The organism is Flavobacterium sp. RSB2_4_14, from assembly GCF_051547085.1.
Classification (GTDB): Bacteria; Bacteroidota; Bacteroidia; order Flavobacteriales; family Flavobacteriaceae; genus Flavobacterium.
In genome coordinates, this window is record NZ_JBPTTL010000004.1 from 70218 (window position 1) to 94722 (window position 24505).

General features: G+C 32.0%; 24 protein-coding genes. 3 read left to right on the forward strand and 21 right to left on the reverse strand.

Going from position 1 to position 24505, the window contains the following annotated elements; all coding sequences use genetic code 11:
- Positions 1-87: 87 nt before the first annotated feature.
- Positions 88-1389, forward strand: a complete 1302-nt coding sequence (gene rimO, locus ACSVH2_RS09375; protein WP_438092909.1) for a 30S ribosomal protein S12 methylthiotransferase RimO — start codon at positions 88-90, stop codon at positions 1387-1389.
- On the opposite strand, the gene ACSVH2_RS09380 is transcribed toward rimO, so the two are convergent.
- Both ACSVH2_RS09380 and ACSVH2_RS09385 read right to left on the reverse strand, forming a co-directional pair.
- Complete coding sequence (locus ACSVH2_RS09380; RefSeq protein ID WP_438092910.1) at positions 1386-2255, reverse strand: hypothetical protein; 870 nt, start codon at positions 2253-2255, stop codon at positions 1386-1388. The two genes, rimO and ACSVH2_RS09380, sit on opposite strands and share 4 nt — an antisense overlap.
- Positions 2242-4353, reverse strand: coding sequence for an ATP-binding protein (locus ACSVH2_RS09385; protein ID WP_438092911.1), 2112 nt, complete (start codon positions 4351-4353; stop codon positions 2242-2244). The genes ACSVH2_RS09380 and ACSVH2_RS09385 overlap by 14 nt, the downstream gene beginning before the upstream one ends.
- A gap of 174 nt (positions 4354-4527) precedes the next feature.
- Here ACSVH2_RS09385 and ACSVH2_RS09390 point away from each other — a divergent pair, with 174 nt between their 5' ends.
- On the forward strand, positions 4528-5532 hold the full coding sequence (locus tag ACSVH2_RS09390; protein WP_438092912.1) for an FAD:protein FMN transferase: 1005 nt from the start codon (positions 4528-4530) through the stop codon (positions 5530-5532).
- 46 nt (positions 5533-5578) lie between these two features.
- Here ACSVH2_RS09390 and ACSVH2_RS09395 read toward each other — a convergent pair whose 3' ends face one another.
- The 11 genes from ACSVH2_RS09395 to ACSVH2_RS09445 all read right to left on the reverse strand — a co-directional run bounded on the left by ACSVH2_RS09395 (position 5579) and on the right by ACSVH2_RS09445 (position 16176).
- Positions 5579-6436 carry a T9SS type A sorting domain-containing protein gene (locus ACSVH2_RS09395; RefSeq protein WP_438092913.1) on the reverse strand — a complete coding sequence of 286 codons (858 nt, stop codon included), beginning with the start codon at positions 6434-6436 and terminating at the stop codon, positions 5579-5581.
- Positions 6437-6462: 26 nt separating this feature from the next.
- Positions 6463-6996, reverse strand: coding sequence for a YceI family protein (locus tag ACSVH2_RS09400; protein ID WP_438092914.1), 534 nt, complete (start codon positions 6994-6996; stop codon positions 6463-6465).
- A 10-nt stretch (positions 6997-7006) separates the two neighbouring features.
- Complete coding sequence (locus ACSVH2_RS09405) at positions 7007-7219, reverse strand: hypothetical protein (protein ID WP_438092915.1); 213 nt, start codon at positions 7217-7219, stop codon at positions 7007-7009.
- A 130-nt stretch (positions 7220-7349) separates the two neighbouring features.
- A complete protein-coding gene (locus ACSVH2_RS09410; protein WP_438092916.1) occupies positions 7350-8219 on the reverse strand; it encodes a DUF5777 family beta-barrel protein in 870 nt (289 codons plus the stop codon).
- A gap of 2 nt (positions 8220-8221) precedes the next feature.
- Positions 8222-8620 carry an OB-fold protein gene (locus tag ACSVH2_RS09415; RefSeq protein ID WP_438092917.1) on the reverse strand — a complete coding sequence of 133 codons (399 nt, stop codon included), beginning with the start codon at positions 8618-8620 and terminating at the stop codon, positions 8222-8224.
- Positions 8621-8976: 356 nt separating this feature from the next.
- The gene (locus tag ACSVH2_RS09420) at positions 8977-10518 is read right to left on the reverse strand and encodes an acyl-CoA carboxylase subunit beta (protein WP_438092918.1); all 1542 of its coding nucleotides are present in this window, start codon (positions 10516-10518) and stop codon (positions 8977-8979) included.
- Between the two features lie 6 nt (positions 10519-10524).
- Positions 10525-11967, reverse strand: coding sequence for an acetyl-CoA carboxylase biotin carboxylase subunit (locus ACSVH2_RS09425; protein ID WP_438093025.1), 1443 nt, complete (start codon positions 11965-11967; stop codon positions 10525-10527).
- Between the two features lie 80 nt (positions 11968-12047).
- The gene (locus ACSVH2_RS09430) at positions 12048-12533 is read right to left on the reverse strand and encodes a biotin/lipoyl-containing protein (protein WP_438092919.1); all 486 of its coding nucleotides are present in this window, start codon (positions 12531-12533) and stop codon (positions 12048-12050) included.
- Positions 12534-12637: 104 nt separating this feature from the next.
- Positions 12638-14839 carry a B12-binding domain-containing radical SAM protein gene (locus tag ACSVH2_RS09435; RefSeq protein ID WP_438092920.1) on the reverse strand — a complete coding sequence of 734 codons (2202 nt, stop codon included), beginning with the start codon at positions 14837-14839 and terminating at the stop codon, positions 12638-12640.
- Between the two features lie 78 nt (positions 14840-14917).
- Positions 14918-15316, reverse strand: a complete 399-nt coding sequence (locus ACSVH2_RS09440) for a hypothetical protein (RefSeq protein ID WP_438092921.1) — start codon at positions 15314-15316, stop codon at positions 14918-14920.
- A 272-nt stretch (positions 15317-15588) separates the two neighbouring features.
- Complete coding sequence (locus tag ACSVH2_RS09445) at positions 15589-16176, reverse strand: hypothetical protein (protein ID WP_438092922.1); 588 nt, start codon at positions 16174-16176, stop codon at positions 15589-15591.
- Between the two features lie 435 nt (positions 16177-16611).
- On the opposite strand from ACSVH2_RS09445, the gene ACSVH2_RS09450 reads away from it, so the two are divergent.
- Positions 16612-16950: a helix-turn-helix domain-containing protein gene (locus ACSVH2_RS09450; RefSeq protein ID WP_438092923.1), complete on the forward strand. Its 339-nt coding sequence runs from the start codon at positions 16612-16614 to the stop codon at positions 16948-16950.
- Positions 16951-17045: 95 nt separating this feature from the next.
- Here the strand turns inward: ACSVH2_RS09450 and ACSVH2_RS09455 are convergent, their stop codons facing one another.
- From ACSVH2_RS09455 to ACSVH2_RS09490, 8 genes are all read right to left on the reverse strand, one after another.
- The gene (locus ACSVH2_RS09455; protein ID WP_438092924.1) at positions 17046-17420 is read right to left on the reverse strand and encodes a hypothetical protein; all 375 of its coding nucleotides are present in this window, start codon (positions 17418-17420) and stop codon (positions 17046-17048) included.
- Positions 17421-17883: 463 nt separating this feature from the next.
- A complete protein-coding gene (locus ACSVH2_RS09460; RefSeq protein ID WP_438092925.1) occupies positions 17884-18597 on the reverse strand; it encodes a DUF4369 domain-containing protein in 714 nt (237 codons plus the stop codon).
- Between the two features lie 118 nt (positions 18598-18715).
- Positions 18716-20575: a peptidase M61 gene (locus tag ACSVH2_RS09465; protein WP_438092926.1), complete on the reverse strand. Its 1860-nt coding sequence runs from the start codon at positions 20573-20575 to the stop codon at positions 18716-18718.
- A 179-nt stretch (positions 20576-20754) separates the two neighbouring features.
- A complete protein-coding gene (locus tag ACSVH2_RS09470; RefSeq protein WP_438092927.1) occupies positions 20755-21030 on the reverse strand; it encodes a TIGR03643 family protein in 276 nt (91 codons plus the stop codon).
- Between the two features lie 104 nt (positions 21031-21134).
- Positions 21135-21959, reverse strand: coding sequence for a sterol desaturase family protein (locus tag ACSVH2_RS09475; protein WP_438092928.1), 825 nt, complete (start codon positions 21957-21959; stop codon positions 21135-21137).
- Between the two features lie 34 nt (positions 21960-21993).
- Complete coding sequence (locus ACSVH2_RS09480) at positions 21994-22596, reverse strand: alpha-ketoglutarate-dependent dioxygenase AlkB family protein (protein WP_438092929.1); 603 nt, start codon at positions 22594-22596, stop codon at positions 21994-21996.
- A 67-nt stretch (positions 22597-22663) separates the two neighbouring features.
- The gene (aqpZ, locus tag ACSVH2_RS09485; RefSeq protein WP_438092930.1) at positions 22664-23371 is read right to left on the reverse strand and encodes an aquaporin Z; all 708 of its coding nucleotides are present in this window, start codon (positions 23369-23371) and stop codon (positions 22664-22666) included.
- Between the two features lie 110 nt (positions 23372-23481).
- Entirely contained in the window at positions 23482-24399 is a 918-nt protein-coding gene (locus tag ACSVH2_RS09490) for an EamA family transporter (RefSeq protein WP_438092931.1), read from the reverse strand.
- Between the last annotated feature and the right edge of the window lie 106 nt (positions 24400-24505).

The window sequence follows — 24505 nt, forward strand, 5'->3', positions numbered from 1 at the left end:
TTTTATTTTTAAAAAGATTGACTTATAAATAAAATTGAAATAAAAAGAGTAATTTTGCACTCCTTTCAAATAGTCAGGATTAAACATATGAGAACTAAGTCTTTAAAGAAAAATAAAATCAATGTCATTACTCTTGGATGTTCCAAAAACACTTACGATAGTGAAGTTTTAATGGGTCAACTAAAAGCCAGTGGTAAAGATGTTGTACACGAACAAGAAGGAAATATTGTAGTCATTAACACTTGTGGTTTTATTGATAATGCCAAAGCCGAGTCGGTAAATACCATTCTTGAATATGCTGATAAAAAAGAACGCGGCATTGTTGATAAAGTTTTTGTTACCGGTTGTCTTTCTGAAAGATACAGACCTGATTTAGAAAAGGAAATTCCAAACGTAGATCAATATTTTGGCACTACTGAATTACCTCTTTTACTAAAAGCATTAGGTGCTGATTATAAGCATGAATTACTTGGCGAAAGAATTACCACTACACCAAAAAACTATGCCTATCTAAAAATTGCCGAAGGTTGCGATAGACCTTGTAGCTTTTGTGCTATTCCAATTATGCGTGGCAAACACGTTTCACAATCGATAGAAAAATTAGTTAGAGAGGCAGAAGGTTTAGCAAAAAATGGGGTAAAAGAACTAATCCTCATTGCCCAAGATTTGACTTATTATGGATTGGATTTATACAAAAAAAGAAATCTTGCTGAGTTGTTAGAAAACTTAGTCAAAGTGGAAGGAATTGAATGGATTCGATTACATTATGCCTTCCCAACAGGATTTCCTATGGATGTATTAGACTTGATGAAACGCGAACCAAAAATTTGTAATTATCTTGACATTCCATTGCAGCATATTTCAGATAACATTCTAAAATCAATGCGTCGCGGAACAACAAAAGAGAAAACCACAAAACTCTTAAAAGATTTTCGTGAAGCCGTTCCTGGAATGACCATCAGAACTACTTTAATAGTTGGTTATCCTGGTGAAACACAAGAAGATTTTGAAATCATGAGAGATTGGGTGCAAGAAATGAAGTTTGAAAGATTAGGTTGTTTCACTTATTCACACGAAGAAAACACTCATGCCTATTCGCTAGAAGATGATGTTCCAGAAGAAGTGAAACAAGCTCGTGCTGCTGAAATCATGGAAATACAATCTCAAATATCCTGGGATTTAAACCAAGAAAAAATTGGACAAACTTTCAAATGTGTAATCGACAGAAAAGAAGGACAACATTTCATTGGTAGAACAGAATTTGACAGTCCCGATGTAGATAATGAAGTACTTATTGACGCCTCAAAATTCTATGTAAAAACGGGAGATTTTATAAATGTAAAGATTATTGATGCTACTGAGTTTGACTTATATGGCGAGCCAGTTTAATAATTAAAACTTACTCCTGCCACCAAAAAATCTTTTCCAAAAAATTCTGTGTTTTGCTTAGCACCATTGTGGGTATAATTCAAAGTAAGTGGCATCGTAATTCCCCAAGCTAATGCTATTTCTTTAGTCACTTTTATTCCCATATTCACAAAGGAAACTTTATCATAATCGGCATATGTATAATAGGCAGCTTTATTATTTAAAACAGCACCAATAACTGGTGATATTTCAATATCTTGTAATGCTTTTATACTAGATTTTTCAAAAAATGTAAACGTATAACCCAGTTCAAGATAGGTGGTGTAATTTTGTTTTGGGTTCTCTCCATTACTATCATATCTATAATCATTTCCTGCTACCAACGTACTTATTGTTGCATTAAATGGGTATTTATAACCTTCTGAAAAATCAAAATATAAAATAGCATCAACCGTTTTTACGCTATTTGTTCCATAGTTAAAATAGTTATTATCAACCCCATCAACTTTTTCTACAGAAGGCCAATAATAATCCCACAGTTGAAATTGTAAAAAATCATTAACTTGATAAGCAATACTGAAATCTATTTCCTGATATCCTTTTCCTACTGTACCATCAGAATAATAATAGTCATTTTGAAAATTGGTTGTCGCCCAAAAACCCAAGTTGATTTTTGGTGTAATTGAGTAATTAATAGCAGGTTGGACAACAACATAATTTCCTCCCCAACATTGACCACGCCAAAGATAACGACTAAAAATATCCAAGTTCAATTCAATCGCTTTTTCTTCTCTTAAAGAATCATTTTCAACTTGACTTTCTTGAGAAAAACAATTCGTGGACATCAACAAGATAAAAAGAATAATCTTTACGCTAGTGTAATTCATTATTAGTGCTTTTATCCAAATATTTTGTTATCAATTCAAACAAACGTTCTCTACTCAATGGTTTTGTGATATAATCTGAAAAACCTGCTGCTTCAATTCTCTCCTTGTCTTCAGATGATGAATAAGCAGTTTGGGCAATTATCGGTAAATTTGGTCGTATTGGTTGTATTTGTTCCAAGGCTTCAAAACCATCCATTATTGGCATTTTAATATCCATCAAAACCAAATCGATATTTGGATTATTTAAGCAAATATCAACTGCTTCTTTACCATTAATGGCTCTTATAATTTCATAACATTTATTCTGCATCATTTTTTGAAACAATAAGAAATTAATATTATCATCTTCGGCAATAAGAATTACTTCTTTTTCTGATTTTACAACTTCTTCATTGTTTATGGAACGAACAGTAATATGATCAGATTTAGAATATTTTAAAGGAATAGAAAAATAAAAAGTAGAACCTTCACCAATTTTTGACTCTAAACTAATTGTTCCTCCAAGCAACTCTACATATGCTTTTGAAATTGCCAATCCAAGTCCTAAACCGCCTACTTTAATAGACACATCACTATCAACACGTTTAAATCGGTCAAAGATATTTTTATGTTCCTCTTCATCTATCCCAAGACCTGTATCTCTAATTGTAAAATGAATAAGCTCATTTTTTTCGTCAATTTCATATCCAAAGGTCACAAAACCTTCGTCTGTAAATTTTATCGCATTAGTCAATAAATTTATAATTACTTGTTTCAATTTTATATCATCAGTAACAATATTAAACTCAGCAGGCTTTGAACTTTTTATCAATAAAAATTCAATGGCCTTATTTACAATAGTGACTTTTATGGTCTCATACAATTCATTAACACAAGATTCAAGATTAACTACAGCAAAATTAGGTTTTAGTTGGTTGGAATCTATTTTTGACATCTCGATTAAATCGTCAATTATTGAAACCAAATTTTTGCCACTTTTTTCGATAATATTTAAATATTCTAATTTTTCAGTTTCATTGATATTCGTGTTTATAATTAAATCCGTAAATCCATTTATGGCATTCATTGGAGTTCTAATTTCATGAGATAAATTGGCCAAAAAAGAAGACTTCAATCGGTCGCCTTCTTCTGCTTTTATCTTTGCATTAATCAACTCTATTTTTTGCTTATTATTTTCTTCAAATAAATTTCCAATATAACTGAATTCACCTGTAGTTTTCTTTAATTCCTGAATAGCTTTTTTATTCCCTGTTTCAAGAACTCTTCGAATTAAATCTAAAGGATAATACACTAACTTCCTAGTATAGGCTAAATTGATTAAAAGATTTATAAAAAATGTAATAATAATAGCGTATAGCAAATTAGTCGTATTTTCAAAATAAACCTCAAAATTCCTTTTAAATAATAGTGTACCTACTACCTTATTTTCTGCATCTTTTAGTTGATATATTGAAGAAATGGTGTGCTTTTCTGGCGGCAATTTTTCTTTAACATCTATAAATTGAACACTAGAACTAGTAGTTTTTTGAATGTTTTTTAAGAAGTCGGAATCGATCAATCTTACTACAAAAAAATATCCCGAAGTTTTTGTTTTATTCTTCAAAGGATCATCTGAAGGATGAATAGCTGCACCAGTAACTTCTACTATTCCATCAGGAATTTTTAAATAGAATTTTTTTATTCCTTCCACATTCAACAAATCCATAGCATGTTTCGGAATAAAATCGATAGTTTTTATACTTGGTGTTGGAGTTCTAATTAAAAAATTCTTTTGAGCATCATAAGCACCCAAATAATCAGCGTCATAAATTTCGAGCTCATTCCCAATGGTTTCGTTAAACCATGTTGAGTCTTTTGTGGAAATAAAACTCACGAATTCATCCCAATTAGTATCATTATTTATTGCTACCAAAATGGGTTTGGATTCTAAGTCAAGAAGTTTATGAATTTCGTTGTCAAATTGCTCTACAGAAACTTTATAGACTTGCTTTTCTGCTTTTTTAGTATAATAAAAAAGGGCAAAATAAAGAATTATAAAAAAAATACTAGAGGAAAATATTAACCAAAGTATCTTGGGAAATGTTTTTTTAACTGTCATTTAAATTAAATCTTATCCATGAATTTATCTCCTAAAAATAAACTAATTATATTTTGATTTTAGTACAATTCTCAAAAGTAATTAACAAGTTATTAAGTTTTAATCCTTAATTATAAAACTGCTATTTTGAATAAAAAAACTACATTTGATTAATTTCTGTAAACTAAAATTATTATGAAAAAGATACTTTTTATCACCTTTATATTTTCCGCATTTAGTAGTCATGCTCAACAAGCAGCTATTAAAATTGAAGGCGAAGCACAAGGAACAACCTATCACATAACCTATTATGATAAAAAAAATAGAAATCTTAAACCTGAAATAGAAAAATTATTACTGGATTTTGACAATTCCGTTTCTACCTATAATCCAAATTCAATTATTTCAAAAATAAATTCCAATGAAAAAAATGTAAAAGTTGACAAATATTTTGTCACTTGCTTTAAAAAAGCAAAAGAAGTATGGAAAGATACAAATGGAGCTTTTGATCCAACAGTTTTTCCATTGGTTAATATGTGGGGATTTGGCCCAGGAAAGAAAGAAAAAATTGAAAAGTCAAAAATTGATAGCGTTCTAAAATTTGTTGGATTTAACCTAATTGAATTGAAAGGAAAGAAAGTGATAAAAAAAGACAAGCGTGTTTCGTTAGATTTTAATGCCTTTGCTCAAGGATATTCTGTTGATGTAGTTGCTGATTTTTTGAACTTAAAAAAAATAAATTCATATATAGTTGAAATAGGTGGTGAAGTTTATGCAAAGGGTAAAAAACCAAATGGGGAAAATTGGATTGTAGGTATAGAAAAACCTATAGATAATAAAGAGACCGAAAATCCATTTAAAGCGATAGCAAAATTGGAAAATTTAGCCATTGCTACTTCAGGAAATTATAGACGATTTAGTATTGAAAACGGTGTTAAATATGCCCATCATATTGACCCGAAAACAGGTTATCCAACCAAAAACAACTTATTGAGTGCTTCTATTTTTTCAAAGGAGTGTATTACATCAGATTCAAATGCTACAGGCATTTTAGTCATGGGACTTGAAAAAGCAATAACTTTTTTAAAACAGCACACTGAATTACAAGCCTATTTAATTTATTCAGACAATAATGGAAATTACCAAATTTATGAAACACCCGAAATTAAATCAATAATATCCGAGGTAAAAGAGGAATAAAAAAAGCACCTAAAATTTAGATGCTTTAATAAATTCTTTAGTAAAATTATTTACTCAATATCACTTCGTAATTAGAAACTCCCATATCATTTTTGAGACTAATTATATAATTTCCATTAGATAAATTTGAAATATCAATTTGTTTAGTAGTATTAATTTGATTTTCGTTTAATTGTTCAAAATAAACTGTTCTACCAGTTAAGTCATAAACTGTAATATTTTTTACTTCATTTTTAAAATCTAAATTAAACACTCCTGACGATGGCACAGGATATATGATAACCACTGGATTATTAGCCAAATTTTGATTTACAGACATAGCATCAGGCACCCAATGTAAATTCACTGTATTTATATAATTATCTCCAGCTGGCGTTAGAGTAACTTCTGTTGGTCCTTTGGTAAACGTAAAACCAATCAACTCATTATGAATATTATTTGGACCGTCATTCCATGAACTTTCTACCCAAATTTTATAAGTTCCGTCGGCAACGGTTGTTCCATTGGTAGTTCCCACAACATTTTTTCCATCCCAAACTATTGATTTTGCGCCATAAGCTGTAGGCGTGGTGGTAGATTTCCTTGTTGCACCAGAAAGCGCATCTGTAATATTACAAGCCGCTCCAGTAGCGATTGTAGTGGTAGTACATCCACATTTACTCGCCCATGTAGGCAAGTGATCATCTGTAGAAGTAGATGTATATCTTGCCTTTGTTTTAATAAATGTTCCGGTGGCGTTTTCAATCCAAACAGCATAAACATTTCCTCCTCCTGTAACAGAAGGACTAGTAGGTTGTGGTTGATTATAGGTAAATGTCAATGTTCCTGCTGTTTGAGCAAAAACATTAGTTGTTACTATAAAAAACAATAAAAAAGCATTCAAATATTTTAAAGTTGTCTTCATATCTATTTAGTTTATATTGATTTATATTATTTATTTTCCATTAGAAGCTTAATAGAAATCTTAGCGTTTTCTGCTAATGTTTTATTAGCTAATGCTGGCACCTCAAGCTTATAATCAATTAGTTTAACATTAAAACTTCCGGCTATGGCTATTTTATCTCCTTCATTAGAAACTGCCATTTTTGTTTTAACTTTATTAGTCACTCCATGTATTGTCAAATCGCCTTCAACTTCATAACTGCCTTCTTTGGAGTTATAATTCATAATTTTCCCTTTAAAACTAGCTTTTGGTAGTTTATCACTTTCCATGTAGTTTTCATTAAAATGCTCTTCCATCAAAGGAGATTTGAATTTGAAAGATTTAACCATTGCCTGAACTACAAGGTCGCCTGTTGTCTTATCAAAAAGACTAGAAACTGAACTATTGTTCGCAATAACAGGGTCAAGTGCACCTGGAACAGTGGCATCAAATTTAATTTCCCCTGTTCTTGTCATCATTTTTTGAGAAAAAATAACCCCACTTATAAGTAAAGTTATTGCCAAAATTACCGTCTTTTTCATATTTATTAATTTATTGTTGAACAAATCCTTGAGCCACCCAAGCATTAAACATATCTATTTGTACTTGAGGTAATTTACCACTTTGAGGCATAATTCCACAGGAAACACCATCTAATCTGCAGGATATTGACTCTGAATAATCCACAACTTGTTGGTAGGTTTCGAGTGGAGAACCTGACTCAGTACCATTCGCACTATGACAAGATGTACATTGTGCTTCCATCAGAGGTTTGATATTAGCCTCATAGGTAGGGTTTTCTACATAACCAAAAATTTCTGAATATGAACTAGATTCACATGATACTACAAATGAACTAATTGTTACTAAAAGAATATATTTTACTGTTTTCATATTAAAAAGCTCTATACATGTTAAATCCAAAATAAATACTTCCACCATTCCACTTTCCTGTAGTATTGGTAAAATAAGCGACATCGTTCATCGGTTGTGAACTAGAGAAGACTAACTGAAATACGTGTCCTCCGGTTTCAATATCAAATCCAGCAGTAAGCGGATTATGATAAACATCATTTTCAACTGGATTTAACCTTGCAGCATATTCCAAATTAAAACTGATACGTTTAGATACTTTACATCTTCCACCAAAACCCAAAATATACTGGTCTATTTTCTCAGTTCCTGGTTGTAAATCATATAAATTTTTATGTATGTAAACAGGATTTACTTCAATTGAAATAGCATCTGAAAATTTTCTTGAAATAATCAACTGACTACTATAGGCTAATCTATTTGAATCTTTAAAATTAGGATAGATAGCTTTGTCAAAATCGGAGGAATTAATATCCATTGTATTATAACCAACGATTGTAAAAGGAAATCCTTCTTCCATTTGATTAGCAAATCGATACTTAATGGTGGCTTCATACGTTTTATTATAGGTATGTCTTGATAATCCTAGAGACAACCATTCGGTTACTCCATAAATGCCTCCTAATTTTGTTAGAGCATTATCCAATCCAAAGAAATTATTTATACCTTCTTTTAAATCACCAAAACGGTGAGAAACTAGAAAATACCATTCATTTTTGGAAGTCATTTTCGTTGACTGCATATTACATACCTGCAATGCTTTGAAGGCAGATGATGCAACTTGCTTTTCTTTTGGCACAGAGTCGAGTTCTTTCATCAAATCATCTTGAGCATTTGCAAGAGTGAAAGAAAAAAATAGAGCCGATGTACAAATCATTTTAATTAATCTCATTTCTATTGGTTGTTTTGAAGGTTACATTGATCAAGTTTTAATTCTCCTAAAAGGTCATCAAAGCCAATAACCCTGCCTTTAACTACCACCTTTTTCCCTTGTTTTAAAGTCGTTGCTACTTTTGCAAATTCACAATTCACAACGTTGTCAATAATGACTTCATTACCAATTATAGAAGTTACAGTACCTGAAATAACAACAGGCTTTTCTAAATATTTTTTATTTGATTCAGTAATATTCGAAGTGAATTCATCTACAATTTGTAAAGATGAAACGGTGTAAGCTGTCTCCTCAGATTGAATGTCTCTTTTCCCTCCATTATTGATATAATAACGTACCGAAAAAAATAGTGCTGAAATGACAATTATGATTATGAATACTATTTTAATTATTTTGTTCATCGATACTTTTATTAGTTATAATTGATTCTGTAAATCATTAGTGAATTCAAAAATGAAATTTTTTGGAGTTTATATTAGAATAATAATCTCTTGTTTTATATTCCATTTAATAGTGAAACAAGCAAGTATCAAATACCCCTACTTAAAATTTAAAAAAAATCTATAAAAGTTAAAAAAATGCAGATAAAAAGACAATTTTAGGCAAAATAAGAGCTGTATTCTTTCAAAATATTTATTGCTTATCAAATAAATTTATAATAAAATAATTTCACTTATGAAAAAACTTAACTCAATTAAATTCTGGAAACTAGGATTCTATAAAATAAAAAAACCATCTTTTCAGATGGTTTAAAAAACTATAAAGGGATATTTCCATGTTTTCGTTTGGGTAGTACTACTTCTTTATTTTCAAGCATACTAAAAGCTTTAATTAATTTTCTTCGAGTCTCTTTTGGTAGGATAACCTCATCAATAAATCCTCTTTGAGCAGCAGTATAGGGATTAGCAAACAATTCGGCATATTCCGCTTCTTTTTCTAATAATTTTGCCGCTGGATCAGCTGCTTCACTAATTTCTTTTTTGAAGATAATTTCAGATGCTCCTTTTGCTCCCATTACTGCAATTTCGGCAGTTGGCCAAGCAAAATTCATATCAGCACCTATATGTTTGGAATTCATCACATCATAAGCACCACCATAAGCTTTTCGGGTAATTACGGTAACTTTTGGAACAGTCGCTTCACTCAAAGCATATAATAATTTGGCACCGTGAACAATAATACCATTCCATTCTTGATCTGTTCCTGGCAAAAACCCAGGAACATCAACCAATACAAGCAATGGAATATTAAAACAGTCACAAAAACGAGTAAATCTTGCCGCTTTGATAGAGCTTTTAACATCCAAACATCCTGCTAAATATTTTGGATTATTAGCTACAACACCGATGCTTCTTCCTCCTATTCTAGCGAAACCAACTACTATGTTTTCTGCATAAGCGGCATGAATTTCAAAGAAAGAATCTTCATCAATAATTCCTTTGATAACATCATGCATATCATAAGGTTTGTTGGCGTTTTCGGGAACTATAGTATCCAATTGTTCTCGGTATTCATCACCTAAAACGTAATTCAATTTAGGTGTTACTTCTTTATTATTTTGAGGAATATAAGTCAACAATCTTTTGATATCTTCCAAACATTCAATACCATTAGGTGACGTTGTATGTGCCACACCGGATTTAGTAGAATGAGTTATCGCTCCACCCAATTCCTCTGAAGTAACTTCTTCATTGGTTACCGTTTTTACGACATTTGGACCAGTAACAAACATATAACTGTTGTTTTCCACCATCATCGTAAAATCAGTCATGGCAGGCGAATAAACAGCACCACCAGCACATGGTCCCATTATGGCAGAAATTTGTGGAATTACGCCACTGGCTTGAACATTTCTATAAAAAATATCAGCATAACCACCCAGAGAACGAACACCTTCTTGAATTCGGGCACCACCAGAGTCATTTAAACCAATCATTGGTGCGCCATTGCGAACTGCCATGTCCATTACTTTACAAATTTTTTCGGCATGTGTTTCGGATAATGCACCACCAAAAACTGTAAAATCTTGTGCAAAAATATAAACTATACGTCCATTGATTGTTCCATAACCTGTTATGACTCCATCGCCATAATAGATTTCTTTTTCCATTCCAAAATCAGTAGTTCTGTGAGTAACCAGCATACCGATTTCTTCAAAAGAACCTTCATCTAGTAAATATTCTACTCGTTCACGTGCTGTTAATTTTTTCTTTTCGTGCTGTTTGGCAATTCTTTTTTCGCCTCCACCTAATTTGGCTAAAGCAATTTTATCGTTAAGTATATCTATTTTATTTTCCATAATATTTTACTCTATTGGTAATCTCAAGATTTTTTTATCTTCAACATATTGTTGCAATGCAATCATAGCAGCTATTTCGGCTTCAACATCTAAATTAGCTTTCAGCTTTTCAGGACTGTAATACGCTTTTACAAAACCCGTATCAAAATTTCCCGAACGAAAAGCGTCATGTTCCATTACAAATTTTCCGAAAGGCAATGTAGTGGCAACACCTTCAATATGATAATTATCGATGGCTTTAATCATCAACTCAATGGACTCTTCTCGGGTTTTTCCATAAGTGACTAATTTGGATAACATTGGATCATAATAAATGGGCACATCCATTCCTTCTTCAATCCCATTATCTACACGAATTCCTTCGCCTACAGGAAGTTTATAAGTACTTAAAAATCCAACATTCGGTAAAAAATCATTCATTGAATCTTCAGCATAAACACGAAGTTCCATAGCATGACCATGAATGACTAAATCTTCTTGTTTCATGGGTAATGCTTCGCCACGAGCCACTCGAATTTGCAATTCTACCAAATCCAATCCCGAAATCATCTCTGTAACTGGATGTTCTACTTGTAAACGGGTATTCATTTCGAGGAAATAAAAATTGTGCTTATCATCCATCAAAAACTCGACTGTTCCTGCACCAAGATAATCACAAGCTTTAGCCACTTTCACAGCAGCTTCACCCATTTCTTTACGTTTTTCGGGTGTTAGAATTGATGATGGCGCTTCTTCTACTACTTTTTGATGACGACGTTGAATACTACATTCTCTTTCATGCACATATAAAATATTCCCGTGACTGTCTGCCATGATTTGGATTTCAATATGACGTGGTTGCGTTACATATTTTTCAATAAAAACCGAACCATCACCAAATGCCGAAGTGGCTTCACTGATAGCACGATTCATTTGCGATTCGAAATCTTCTTCTTTTTCAACAATACGCATTCCCTTTCCACCACCACCAGCGGAAGCTTTTATTAGAATAGGGAAACCAACTTCTTTGGCTGTTTTTTTGGCTTCGTCCAAATCCGTAATGGCGTGATCAACTCCAGGAACCATAGGGATATTGTATTTCATGACGGCTTCTTTGGCTGCCAATTTACTTCCCATCATTTCAATAGCTTTAGATTTTGGCCCAATGAAAATGATATTATTTTTTTCACATGCTTCAGCAAAAGCGGAATTTTCACTAAGAAAACCATAACCTGGATGAACGGCATCAACGCCAAGTGCAACACAAACTTCAATGATTTTATCACCACGCAAATACGATTGGCTTGAAGCAGCTTCACCTATGCAAACTGCTTCATCGGCATATTTTACGTGAAGCGCATTTCTATCGGCAGTAGAAAAAACGGCTACTGTTTTAATACCCATTTTTTTGGCGGTTTTCATTACTCTAATGGCAATTTCACCGCGATTGGCCACTAATATTTTTTTGATTTCTTTCATTTATACTGAATTTATTTCAGTATCTCAACTTCTTACAAAGTCTTAATACTTAATACTTTTATCTTAATACTCTATTCAAATTCAATTAATAACTGTCCTTTATCTACAGCATTTCCTTTTTGTACCGTAATAGATTTAATTACACCATCGCGAGGTGAAAGGAAACTGTTTTCCATTTTCATGGCTTCAAGAATTAACAAAGGATCATTTTCTTTGACGGCTTGTCCCACTTCTACACTGATTTCGAGAATCAATCCAGGCATAGGTGCTTTGATGGCATTAATTACTTTCGTTCTGCCACGTTCAATTCCCATGTTTTTGATAAGTTGATCCAAGGCATCTGAAATAGCTACTTCATACCTATTATTGTTTACTTGTATTGTGTATTTTTTTGCAATAAAGTCAGCAGCAATAATTTCGGCTTTATAGGGTTTGCTCTCTTTTAAAATGTGGAATTTTGAGTTTTCTACCGCAACGGCATCAAGGTTTTTGAGGTCACTTTCTGTTAACTCGAAACTGTTCAAATTATTTACAGAAAGGTTATAGGTTGAATCCATATAAAATCATTTTTAATTAGTGTAAACTTACAAAAAGAAATCGTTTGCGAAACTGATAAATCTCATGAAATTGTAAATTTTATATAGATATGAGAAAATACATTTTACAAAGTCAACAAACCGAAATCTCTAAGAGAATTTATGGGTTTAGAATACCAAAACAATTCAAAATCGTCAAAATACATTTCAAAATCAGTTTTGACTTGTGCAAAAGTTTGCGTTTTATCATTAGAAACTTGGAGGAGTTCTAATGTTGTAATAAACCATTCTGCTTTGTCTTTTTCTAATGAAATTTCAAAAGTTTCCCTTTTGTCGTGAAAAGTAAGTTTCATCATTTCCCAAGCGTTTCCTTTTTTAGATTTGGTAAAAACTTCTGTTTCAGGCATTCCTCCTATCCAAATAATTTTTGCTGATGGTTTCGTATTGAATTGGTCATGGTTTGCTAACAAACAATCTCTAATGTAATCTGGATTTATGGTTGTCTTAGGAATTTTAAAATCAAACCATTCTTGGAGGTCATAGTCAAAACAAATACCGTGCATGAAATTAAACAAGGATTTCTTCAATCCAAAACTAAATTTATCGTGATCAATAGCGGTTTTGTCTTTGAATTGGATGTCATTATTAGCAAAAGTGATGACATTTTGCTCAGGAATTACACCAAATTCCTCGGGAAACATTCCCACAGGAGAATGAGCTGTCATGGCAAACTGATGCCAAAATCCCGATTGAATAACGCCCAATTCAAATAGTTGTCGTACCATTTCCAAACTATCGATAGTTTCTTGAACGGTTTGTGTTGGATAGCCATACATCAAATAGGCATGAACCATAATACCACTTTCTGTAAAATTTTGAGTGACTTGTGCCACTTGTTCAACAGTTACTCCTTTTTTTATGAGTTCCAATAATCTATCGGAAGCTACTTCCAATCCACCAGAAACCGCAATGCAGCCAGATGCTTTTAATAGTAAACACAAATCGCGCGTGAAACTTTTTTCAAAACGAATATTAGTCCACCAAGTAACGGTTAATTTTCTACGGAGAATTTCCAAAGCCAATTCTCGCATCAAAGCTGGTGGTGCTGCTTCATCTACAAAATGAAACCCATTTTCGCCCGTTTGTGCTATCATTTCCTCCATCCTATCAACCAAGATTTTGGCAGCAATAGGCTCATATAATTTGATATAATCCAAAGAAATATCGCAGAAGGTACATTTTCCCCAATAGCATCCGTGTGCCATAGTCAACTTATTCCAGCGACCATCGCTCCAAAGACTGTGCATTGGGTTGGCAATTTCTATCACCGAAATGTATTTATCTAAAAGCAAATCGGAATAATCGGGTGTGCCAACTTGAGATTGTTTGTAATCAGAACGAGTAGTGTTGTTTTTATAAACTACTTGGTTGTTTTCTATGAGGAAAGTTCTTTTAGCCTCCCCTAACCCCTCCAAAGGAGGGGAATTTAGAACGTGGGAAATTAGTAATTCAATAGGCAGTTCACCATCATCAAGGGTGATGAAATCAAAGAATTCGAAAACTCTTTTGTCCTTGAGGTCACGAAGTTCCGTATTGGGAAAACCGCCACCCATGGCAATTTTTATAGTTGGGAAATGATTTTTTATGTATTGCGCACAACGAAATGCACTATATAAGTTACCTGGAAATGGCACAGAAATACAGACCAATTTGGGTTGTATTTGGTAAAGTCTTTCCTTTAGGATTTTGAGTGTAATTTTATCTATATATGTCAACTCATTTTGCAAATGGGCATACATTTCGTCAAAAGAATTGGCACTTCTACCTAAGCGTTCAGCATAGCGACTAAATCCAAAATTTTCATCGACGCATTCTACTATAAAATCAGAAAGATCTTCAAGATATAATGTGGCTAAATGTTTTGCTTTGTCTTGCATTCCCATGGAACCAAATGCCCATTCCATATCATCTAATTGGTCAAAACGAGAAGCTTCGGGAAGGAAATTTCCAGAACAAATTTGTCGGGCTAGGGTTTGGTTTTTCCCTTGAAGGAATTGTATAACGGCATCAATCGTATTGATGTAATCGTGTTGTAACGAAATAATTCGTTGTGAGTTGGTAGAAATTGCATCTCGACTGCGCTCGATGTGACAAAAAATTGTGGTAAGTCCTTTCTTTGAAAACAATTCCAAAATCACTTCTATTCCCAAATCCATTTGGAAGCAAGAAATGCTTTTGGTATTCAAAAATCCTTTCAAATAGGCCGATGCGGGATAAGGCGTATTGAGTTGTGTGAACGGTGGCGTGATGAGAAGGATGTCTTTCATTTGGGTATTGGTAACAAACAAAAGTAACGGATTAGCTTATAATAAAAAAATCCCAAGCTATTAACTTGGGATTATGGTTTAATCATCTTTTATGGTGATGATTACTTCTTCATCAAATTTGTATTCCCCTTTTTTGTAAATGTCTTTGTTGGGTAATACAACTTCGTAAGTGTAAATGCCTTTGGGTAACACATAGAGGCATTCTTTTCCGTCTTTTTGGATGACGAGTTCCTTTTTGATATCGTCTCCTTCCTCATTTTTGCCCGTTATCCTGAAAGTGATTTTGTCAACTAGTTTATTTTTGACGCACACACTTTCTATTACTTTGCTATCTTCTTTGGGTGTTGATTTTGCTACTTTAAAAATAGTTAATCCACTTAGTAACAGTTCGCCACCTTTTAAAACATTTTGAAGATCGGATTGGGCAAAAGATACCATTGGCAATAGAATTGCTATTGCTAAATTTTTTTTAAACATTTTATTATTTTAAGCAAATTCATCAATTAGTTATGAGAAAAAATTCAATATCAAAAATATCAATAGTAATATAAACAAATTTAGATATATAATATTTAATTTACTTCTGTTGTAATCTTTATTTTTGATAATTTTTACTATAAAAAAAATACTATATATTGTAACAACAGTCCTAATTATTGTAGCCACAACTAAATTTGTTATAAAAAATGTTGATGCAAATATTGGCAAAACAACTAAAAAATGAAATTTATAATTCATAATTATTTTTATTAATTTTTTTCACATTCGTCTCTGGCACCTTGACAGGCCATTATTGCGGATCCAAATGCAACGGCAACTGCAGCATAACACCCTGCGACTCTAGTAGCTCCAAGCGTTTCAACATCTAATGCTGCGCATCCTATTTCTGCTATTACAGCTAAAGAGAAAGCACCAGCTGAACATCCCCAATACATTGCTGAACATCCCCAACTTTGAGTCTGATTTTGAGGTAAATCAAAATTAGTAGGATTAGCAACTAGTATATCGGATATTTCCTCACTTGTTAAACGATCTATATAATACCTGCTGTTGAGTGTTTGGAGCATTTTATTTTGACTTAATATATGTTTTTGCAGTTCATCATCACTTAAGCCAAAAGCTTTTGCTAAAAGAGTTGTGCTTTCTTCATTCCAGTCTTTGATATTAGATTCTGAAAGCTTTTTCAATAACTCTTTATCCTTTACATTACCATAAAATTTAAATTCTTTATTAACATACTCAATAAAATCTTTATCATTAACAAAATTTTTATCTTGCCCAAAAGACAAATTACCAAATACCACCGTGGCTATCAAGCCAAAAATTAATTTTTTCATTTTTAATTGTTTTTAAAATTATACATTTTTTTTGTTTTTCAAAATTTTTTCTCGAGATATTTTGATTTGGTAAAGTTGCTAAGTGTAAGATAGTTTTCCTAAAAGAATGTTGGTAATTTTAAGTAACTTTCTTTTAATTTTCAAAAGTTTCTTGCTTAAAAAAAATGAAAATGTACACTTTTTGCTTACCAAGCATACCAAAAAACCTTTTTACATTTGTTAAAACAAAAAAAAACGAATTAATTTTTTTTTAAATTTTAACAAAATATACGATAAAAGCGTAAAATTTATAAAAACGAACTGCATAAATTTATCCAGTTATAAAAAACAGCTTAGAATTTAGTTTCATTGCCATTGAATTAAACAATAAATATTGAAAAAACACAATATGCTGTTTAACATTGTAATACTACTAATCTTAATACTAAAAAATGCATGACCACAGGAACTAAAATAAAGATGCTCAGAGAAAAAAAGAGATTATCTCAAGAAGAATTAGCTCATGCTATAGGAGTAACTCAAACTACCATTGGCAACTGGGAAGGTGGTAAAAGTATAAAGCATGAGTATATCTCAAAATTGGCTGAGAAATTAGACACTCCTATAGATTATTTGCTAATAACACAACCCAACGTTAGCTCTCAAACAAGTGCTGAAACAACTTCTATAATACCTAATTTTGAAATATCCATTAAAGCACCCAATCATTTGTTTGAAAATCTGAATAAAAAAATAGATTTATTAATTTCAAAATTTGAACAAAATCAGAAGTAAAAGCATTAATCTATTATATAGACACATTTAAAATATAAAAAAATCCCGCAACATATAAACAATATGATACGGGATTTTTTTTAAGTAATCAAAAATCATGGTTTTTGTTTGGGTACTTTCTTAGTATCATCAACTACAAAACCATAATCGCCTAAGACTTTTGGGTTTTTGGCATAAATTCCTTTCAGTACAGAGGCACTGTTTTGCACAATAGCTTTGATAGCTGGCAAATCAATATCGCGCTGACGATATAGTTGTTCCGCTAGTTTTGCAGCTGCTTCTGCTCCATCGTTATTCTGTATACAAGGTGCTACTTTGGGTCCATCAACTGCCCAATTGAAATCTTGCATAGCATTCAGTGGTGATGCAGCACCGTCAGCTACGTGTTTGTCATAAATTTTGTTTGCTAATTTTAATAACTCGCCTGGATTTTTTGGGATAATGACACGTCCCGAGGTTCTTCCTGCCATAATTTACATTTTTAGAGGTTAATAACTAATTTTATGTAAGACTAAAGTAAGAATATCAATTAATTTATTTTAAAAATTTAACTATATGTTAACGAATAGTTGTATTTTATTGTTAATTTATAGAGTTATAAATATAAATATTAAAATAATAATATTAATTTATCAATAATAAACAAATCATATTTACAATTTATAGTTAAAAATGTAACATTCATATATAAATATGTAATATTTAAACATAAACTTGTAATATTCATACATCATTTTGTAATATTATCATATATCGATGACGTATTTATATATGAACTTGTACTTTTCATACATGAATATATAGTATTCATATATAACTTTAGTCTAATCATGCATGATGACGGGGTATATTTATATAAAATTGTACTTTTTATATATAAAGATGGAGTATTTATATATGAAGACTAGGTATTTAGAATAAAATATTGAAGTTTTATTTCCCTTCCTTTCTTCTTTCGGCTATATATTCATTCAATTTTTTACCATATTTAGATTGAGCAATCTTGGGTGTCATTGATTTTTGAATGGTGTCTAAATATTTTAGGTTGATGTCGTAAATCTCGGCCAAAGTAACATAGGGAGAAACTTCATGATTGCCATTATTTACTGCAAAATTGGTAGTGTATAAATATTTTCTTTTCAAAATATTTTTTTGCTCTTCCTCTATTCTAGTAACCTCATTCATGTTTTTAGCTTTGTATGCTTTGAACTTCTTTTCGATAAGGGCTAAGTCTTGATCAATAAATCTAGACATTACTTTTCGGTATTCATCATATAGTGCTTGATTTTTGGAACCCGTAATCTTGACATCGGCAGTAAAAAAATCTAAGGAAGTTTCTAAATTCATAGTGCCTTTTTCAGCAAAAAAGGGAACGTTATTGTCTAACGAATTAGTCACGCCACGATCCAAAAACAAATAGAGCATTTCGGGTGAATCTATATCAAATTCGCTAGTAAAGTGTGAGTCTCCACTAATCACGATGGTATCGATGGGAACAAATAGTGTGTCTTTTATTCTTTGAATATAAAGCGTACCATTTTTTAATCCTTTGATATTTCCGTTTAAAACAAAATTTTTAGTTGATTTTTTTTCGGAGCAAGACACTAAAATTAGTAGTGAGAAAAGCGCCAGTAATGATTTGTACATGATATAACTTTTTTAACTTCGTTCAATTTGACCTATTGATTTCGAGTGGCAATGATACTAAAAAAAATCCTCAATTGGCGAACCAAATTGAGGATTTAAAGTAAATTTTTGTTTTTTATTATCCTTTCAACCAAGCCGTGTTTAAACGCTCTTTTGATGTATCTGTAAAATTATATCCTTCGGAATCTTCCATCGATAATTTAACTTTACCTTTAATAACTTGTTCTTTTCCGTCTCTAGAAATTGTTACCGTAATGGCATCGTCTACTTTCCAATTTTGACTCTCCATAATCATATCATAAATATTATCTAGATTATACTTTTTATCATTAATAGATAGAATTACATCGCCACCTTTCAACCCTAGATTTGTCATGAAATCATTTAAATCGGTACTTGGAATTACCAAAATCTCTTTAGTAGTTGGATTAACGGTAATGTAAGGCGTTGATTGATCTTTCAAAAATGGATTTATAGGTGTTTGAACTTTTGACTTGTTTACTCCCATTTTGGCAAAAAACACATCGTAATTAATAGGTGTTTTTCCAGCAACATAAGTATTTAAAAACTCCCCTACTTCTGGATAGGTAAGCGATGTTATTTTGGCGAAAAGTTCTTCGTCATCAAATGGTCTTTCAGTACCATATTCTTTAGATAATTTTTTCATTAAGTCTAAAATGCCTCTTTCGCCATTACTTTTTTCACGAATAATAATATCAATACACATTCCTATTAATGCTCCTTTTTCATACACATTCAAGTACTGGTCTTTATAAGGTTCAACTAAAACATTGGCACTCATTTCGGTAAATGGCATAGTGTCGTTTAGAGTAGCTGCATTTTCAATTTTGCCGGTCATTCTTTGATAAAATTCTTCAGCATCAATTAATCCTTGATTTACTTGAAATAAATTGGCAAAATATTCGGTTACACCTTCATACATCCACAAGTGTTTTGACATTTTTGGATTGTTGTAATCAAAAAACTGAATTTCTTTAGAGTGAATACTTAATGGTGTTACGATATGAAAAAATTCGTGTGATACTACATCTTTCATTTGTTCTGCCAAAGCTGCTGCAGGCATCATTTCTGGAAAAACAACTGTTGTGGAAGTGTGATGTTCCAATGCGCCAAATCCTTTGGCATCTGACTTTTGCATATCTGAGAGATACAATAAAACGGTATAACGTTTATTGTTATTTATAGGACCTAAAAATGCTTTCTGTGCGCGCATTGTTTTCTCCAAATCGGGCATAATTGATTTGGCAGAATGCATGCCGCTAGGCGAATAAACACTTAACAAAATCTCCATTCCATCTACCATAAAAGTTTCATAATCTGGTTTGGAATACATAATTGGATTGTCTGTAATTTCAAAATAACGAGTAGCAACAAAATTATCTACAGTATCACTTTTGTTGGTATCAACAAGTGAAGTTGCTCCATATAAAGTAGCTGGATGAAGCACCGTTAAGTTATAGTTGATTTCGGTTTTAGCATCAAAATAACCCACAAAACAATGGGTATTCAGCATGAAATTTTCACCTTCAAGAATATTACTTCCCGCAGGAGAAAAAATATCTTCTTTGCCAAATCCTCTTCCTTTTTCAGAATCGTAAGTATCATTTACCCAATAGGTGATTTTAGACAATGATTTTGAGTTGGTAATTTTCCAAGAATTGTCATCTGTCTTGGTGGTTTTAATTTCTTTTCCATTGCCGTCAAATGCTTTGAAATCATCAACAAGTTTTCCATAATTATCAGTTGAATAGGTTCCAGGAACTGTTTTTGGAATATGAAAAACAACTTCGTTTGAAGTGAATTTTGGTGGTGTAACGGTCACCATCACTTTATCATTTTTAACTTGATTTAAGTCAATGGTCACTTTTACTTCCTCGTTTGTTGCTTTTTTTTGTGCAACAGCAGTATAACTAAAAAAAGATAGGGTAAGAATGGCACTCAGAATAAGTCTTTTCATTTCTAAAGGTTTAAAATTTTTAAGTAAGTCATCAAAAGTAGCTATTAGTTACAAATAGTTGATTTTATTTTGAAATGATTAACTAAAATTGTGCCAGTAACTTTCAGATTATTTGTTTAAGGTTATTGATGATTTTAATTATAGGCATAAAAAAACTCTTGCAGGGCAAGAGTTGAAATCTAATCTAGTTTATTTTTGATATAGTATTTGCTATCTAAATCGTCATCAAAATCATCGATAATGGGTTTTGGTTTTGGTTTGCTTCCAACAGCTTTCTTTTTCCAAAGTTCAAATTTATCTTTGGATAATCGCTTCCGCATTAATTCTGTCACCTCATTTTCTGAAAGTCCAAATTCTTCTTTAATTACTTCAAAAGGTTTACGTTCCTCTTGAGCCATGCTGACAACTCTTTCTATTTTTTCGCTGTCAAAATCTGCAAGCTTACTTTTTTTCATTTCTGTAAAAGCATTTTAAAAATCAATAGTTAACAAATAAAATTATTCTCAATATTAATAAAAAAAATAATTAGTTTTCAAAACATCCTGTTTTTTTTCAAAAATTAAGTTTTGGGTGAACGATATTTTTGAAATGGAATGGATAATAGATTGGACAATTTGTTATTTTCTTCAGGTTTCATATGAGTATCAACTCCATAAACGAGCTTGTCTCTATCTAAAGTTTTGAAGGTTCCAAAAAGTCTGTCCCAAATCGAAAAAATATTACCATAATTACTATCCGTATAGGGCAAAACATAGTGATGGTGCACTTTGTGCATGTCGGGTGAAACGATAAAATAACTCAAGAAATTATCAAATTTTTTGGGCAAAGCTATATTGGCATGAGTAAATTGAGTGGAAACAACTGATAAAGTTTGGTATAAAAAAACCATCCACATGGGACTTCCAATTAATAGAACTCCGAATGTGGTAAATATAAAACGGATGACACTTTCTCCCGGATGATGTCTATTTCCAGACGTAGTATCAATATATGTATCGGTGTGATGAATGAGATGAAATCGCCATAGAAAGGTTACTTTATGTTCTACAAAATGAGCTAAATAAGCCCCGATTAAATCCAAAAGTAACAACCCAACAATGGCAAAAAGCCATGGATTCATTGGTGGCAACGAATTTAGAATTCCAAAATTATTTTCGTTTGTCCAATTAGCGGTGGCCAGTAAAATTAACGCCAAACAAAAATTAATAATTATAGTTGTAATCGTAAAAAAGATATTAATTCCGGCGTGTTGCCATTTGTTGTACTTAAATTTGACAAAAGGAACTGCGCTTTCAATTAACCAAAAAAAAGCAATTCCACCAGCCAAAATTATAGCTCGGTGTGAAGATGGAATAGTTGAAAAATAATTAATTATCTCATTCATATCATAGATTTTATTCAAATATAGAAATTTCTATTTATTTGATAATTCGGAAAGTGAGATTTATTCTTGGACCAATTGGTTTGGCCGTCTTTGGTATTTGATGTTTCCAAAAATGTTGGGTTTCTCCTTTCATGACTAACAAACTTCCGTGTTCGAGATTGATTTTGAGTTTCTGGTCTTTGATAGTATTATGTTGTAAATGAAAATTACGTTCCGCACCAAAACTCACTGATGCAATGATAGGATTTCTACCCAATTCTTTTTCATTATCCGCATGCCAACCATTGCTATCTTTTCCATCCCGATAATAATTGAGCAAAACCGTAGTGAAATTTTCCTCAATAATTTCTTCAACTTCACTTTTGATAAATTGCAATAACGGATTCCAAGGATTGGGTTGCATTACAATATTAGAATAGCTATAAGGTTTCCCTTCGTTGCCAAAAAGTGCTGTCAATCTGGGTTGAGGATAGGTTTTACCAAAAACAGTAATAGCATCTTGTTGCCAAGGAATTTCTTGTTTTAATTTTTCAAATAATTCATTAGCTCGGCTAGCATCAAAGAAATTTGAATAATAAACAATAGAAGCATTCGGAAAATCAAACTGTAATTTTTCTTTGGGGAAAAGTGAATTCATGACACAAAAATAAAGAGAAAACATTAAATTAATAACGTTTTCTCTTTACTTATTTTAAGAATAGAAATTAGGCCTCCGAATGGTCTTGTAATAGGTTTTTATAAACTAATCCAGCAACAACAGCGCCTAAAATTGGTGCTGCCCAAAACAACCATACTTGTGACAAAGCTTCACCTTGAACAAATAAAGCTTGTGATAGTGAACGAGCTGGATTTACAGAAGTATTCGTTATTGGAATACTTACTAAATGTATTAATGTTAGCGCTAAACCAATAGCAACTCCAGCAAATTTTCCATTAGCAAATTTATCCGTTGCTCCAAGAATTACGATTAAAAAGAAAAATGTTAAAACAAATTCAGCCATAAATGCAGATTGCATCGAGTATCCATCTGGAGAAAATGCACCAAATCCGTTAGAGGCAAAGGCACCAGCTTTAGTATTATCAATAGCAAAACCTGCCTTGCCAGAACAGATAGAATATAATGTTGCTGCTGCTGCAGTAGCACCTACACATTGAGCAACAATATAAGGCACTAATTCTTTTGCGGAAAAACGTCCACTTGCCCATAATCCGAAAGAAACTGCTGGATTAAAATGACCACCCGAAATATGACCTACAGCATATGCCATAGTCAATACTGTTAATCCAAATGCTAAGGAAACTCCAGCAAATCCAATTCCAAGATTTGGAATTCCTGCTGCAAATAAGGCACTACCACAACCGCCAAATACTAGCCAGTAGGTACCAAAAAATTCTGCGAATAATTTTCTCATAAGTTTTAATTTTAAATCACAAGGTAGTGTGATAAGGTTAGATAATTAAAATTAAGAAAAAAGGTAGAGAAGAAATTTACTGTGCAATAAACTTATTAACAGTCAAATAACTACAAGAAATTATTTTTAACCCTGATATTCATTATGACTACGGCTAAAATTATCAACAATATTCCTATCCATTGTGAAAAAACTACAACCTCTTGGAGAAAAAAGAATGCCATTAAAACTGAAACGGGTAATTCAAGGGCAGCAACAATACTTCCTAACCCTATTCCTGTTAAAGGGAATCCTGCGTTTAAAAGGATAGGAGGAATTACGGTACCAAAAAGAGCAATCAAAACTCCCCATTTATAGAAAATATCATAATTGAACGGAGTATGTTGCGTTATCAAAGCAAAAAAGAATACTATTACTGCTCCACCCAAAAGCATATACAAACTTCGCTGTGCTGAGGAAATAGAAGTAGCAATTTTATTGGCTGCAAACATAGTTGTGGTAAAAGACGCAGCAGCCAGTAGTCCAAGAACAATTCCTTTCCAATCTAATGCTATTTTAGTATAAAAAAGATTAGTGGCCAATGCCGTTCCAATTAACACAATGAATACAGCTATTATTTTAATTCTTGAAGGAAGTTTTTTCTCTAAAAGCATTTCCAAAAAAACTCCCATCCAAACCGTTTGCATCAACAAAACAATACCGATAGAAACGGGAATATATTTCACGGCTAAATAATAAAAGATACTGGTCAATCCGGTTGAAGTACCTACAAGCATTAATTTTTTTATATCAGTTGAAGTTGCTTTCAACACAACCGCACCTTTTCTGTATTTTTGAAACCCATTTATGGCTAAAACAAAAAGAATTCCAATTAAAAATTGAGCTGTGATGACTTCTGCAGGAGTGTAATGTAAACCTTGAGAGCTTATGTCAGAATAAGCCAATTTTACAAAAGTGGCTAACATGCCATAACTTGTTGCACCCAATCCTACCAAAAAAACACCTTTCAACACTTTATTTCCAAACATATATTTCAATTTTTAAAAAGCGGACAAAGATATAGTATTACTACAGTATTAAAATAGGAATTTACTAAAAACAAAAAACCATCCCGATATTGGAATGGTTTTCGTA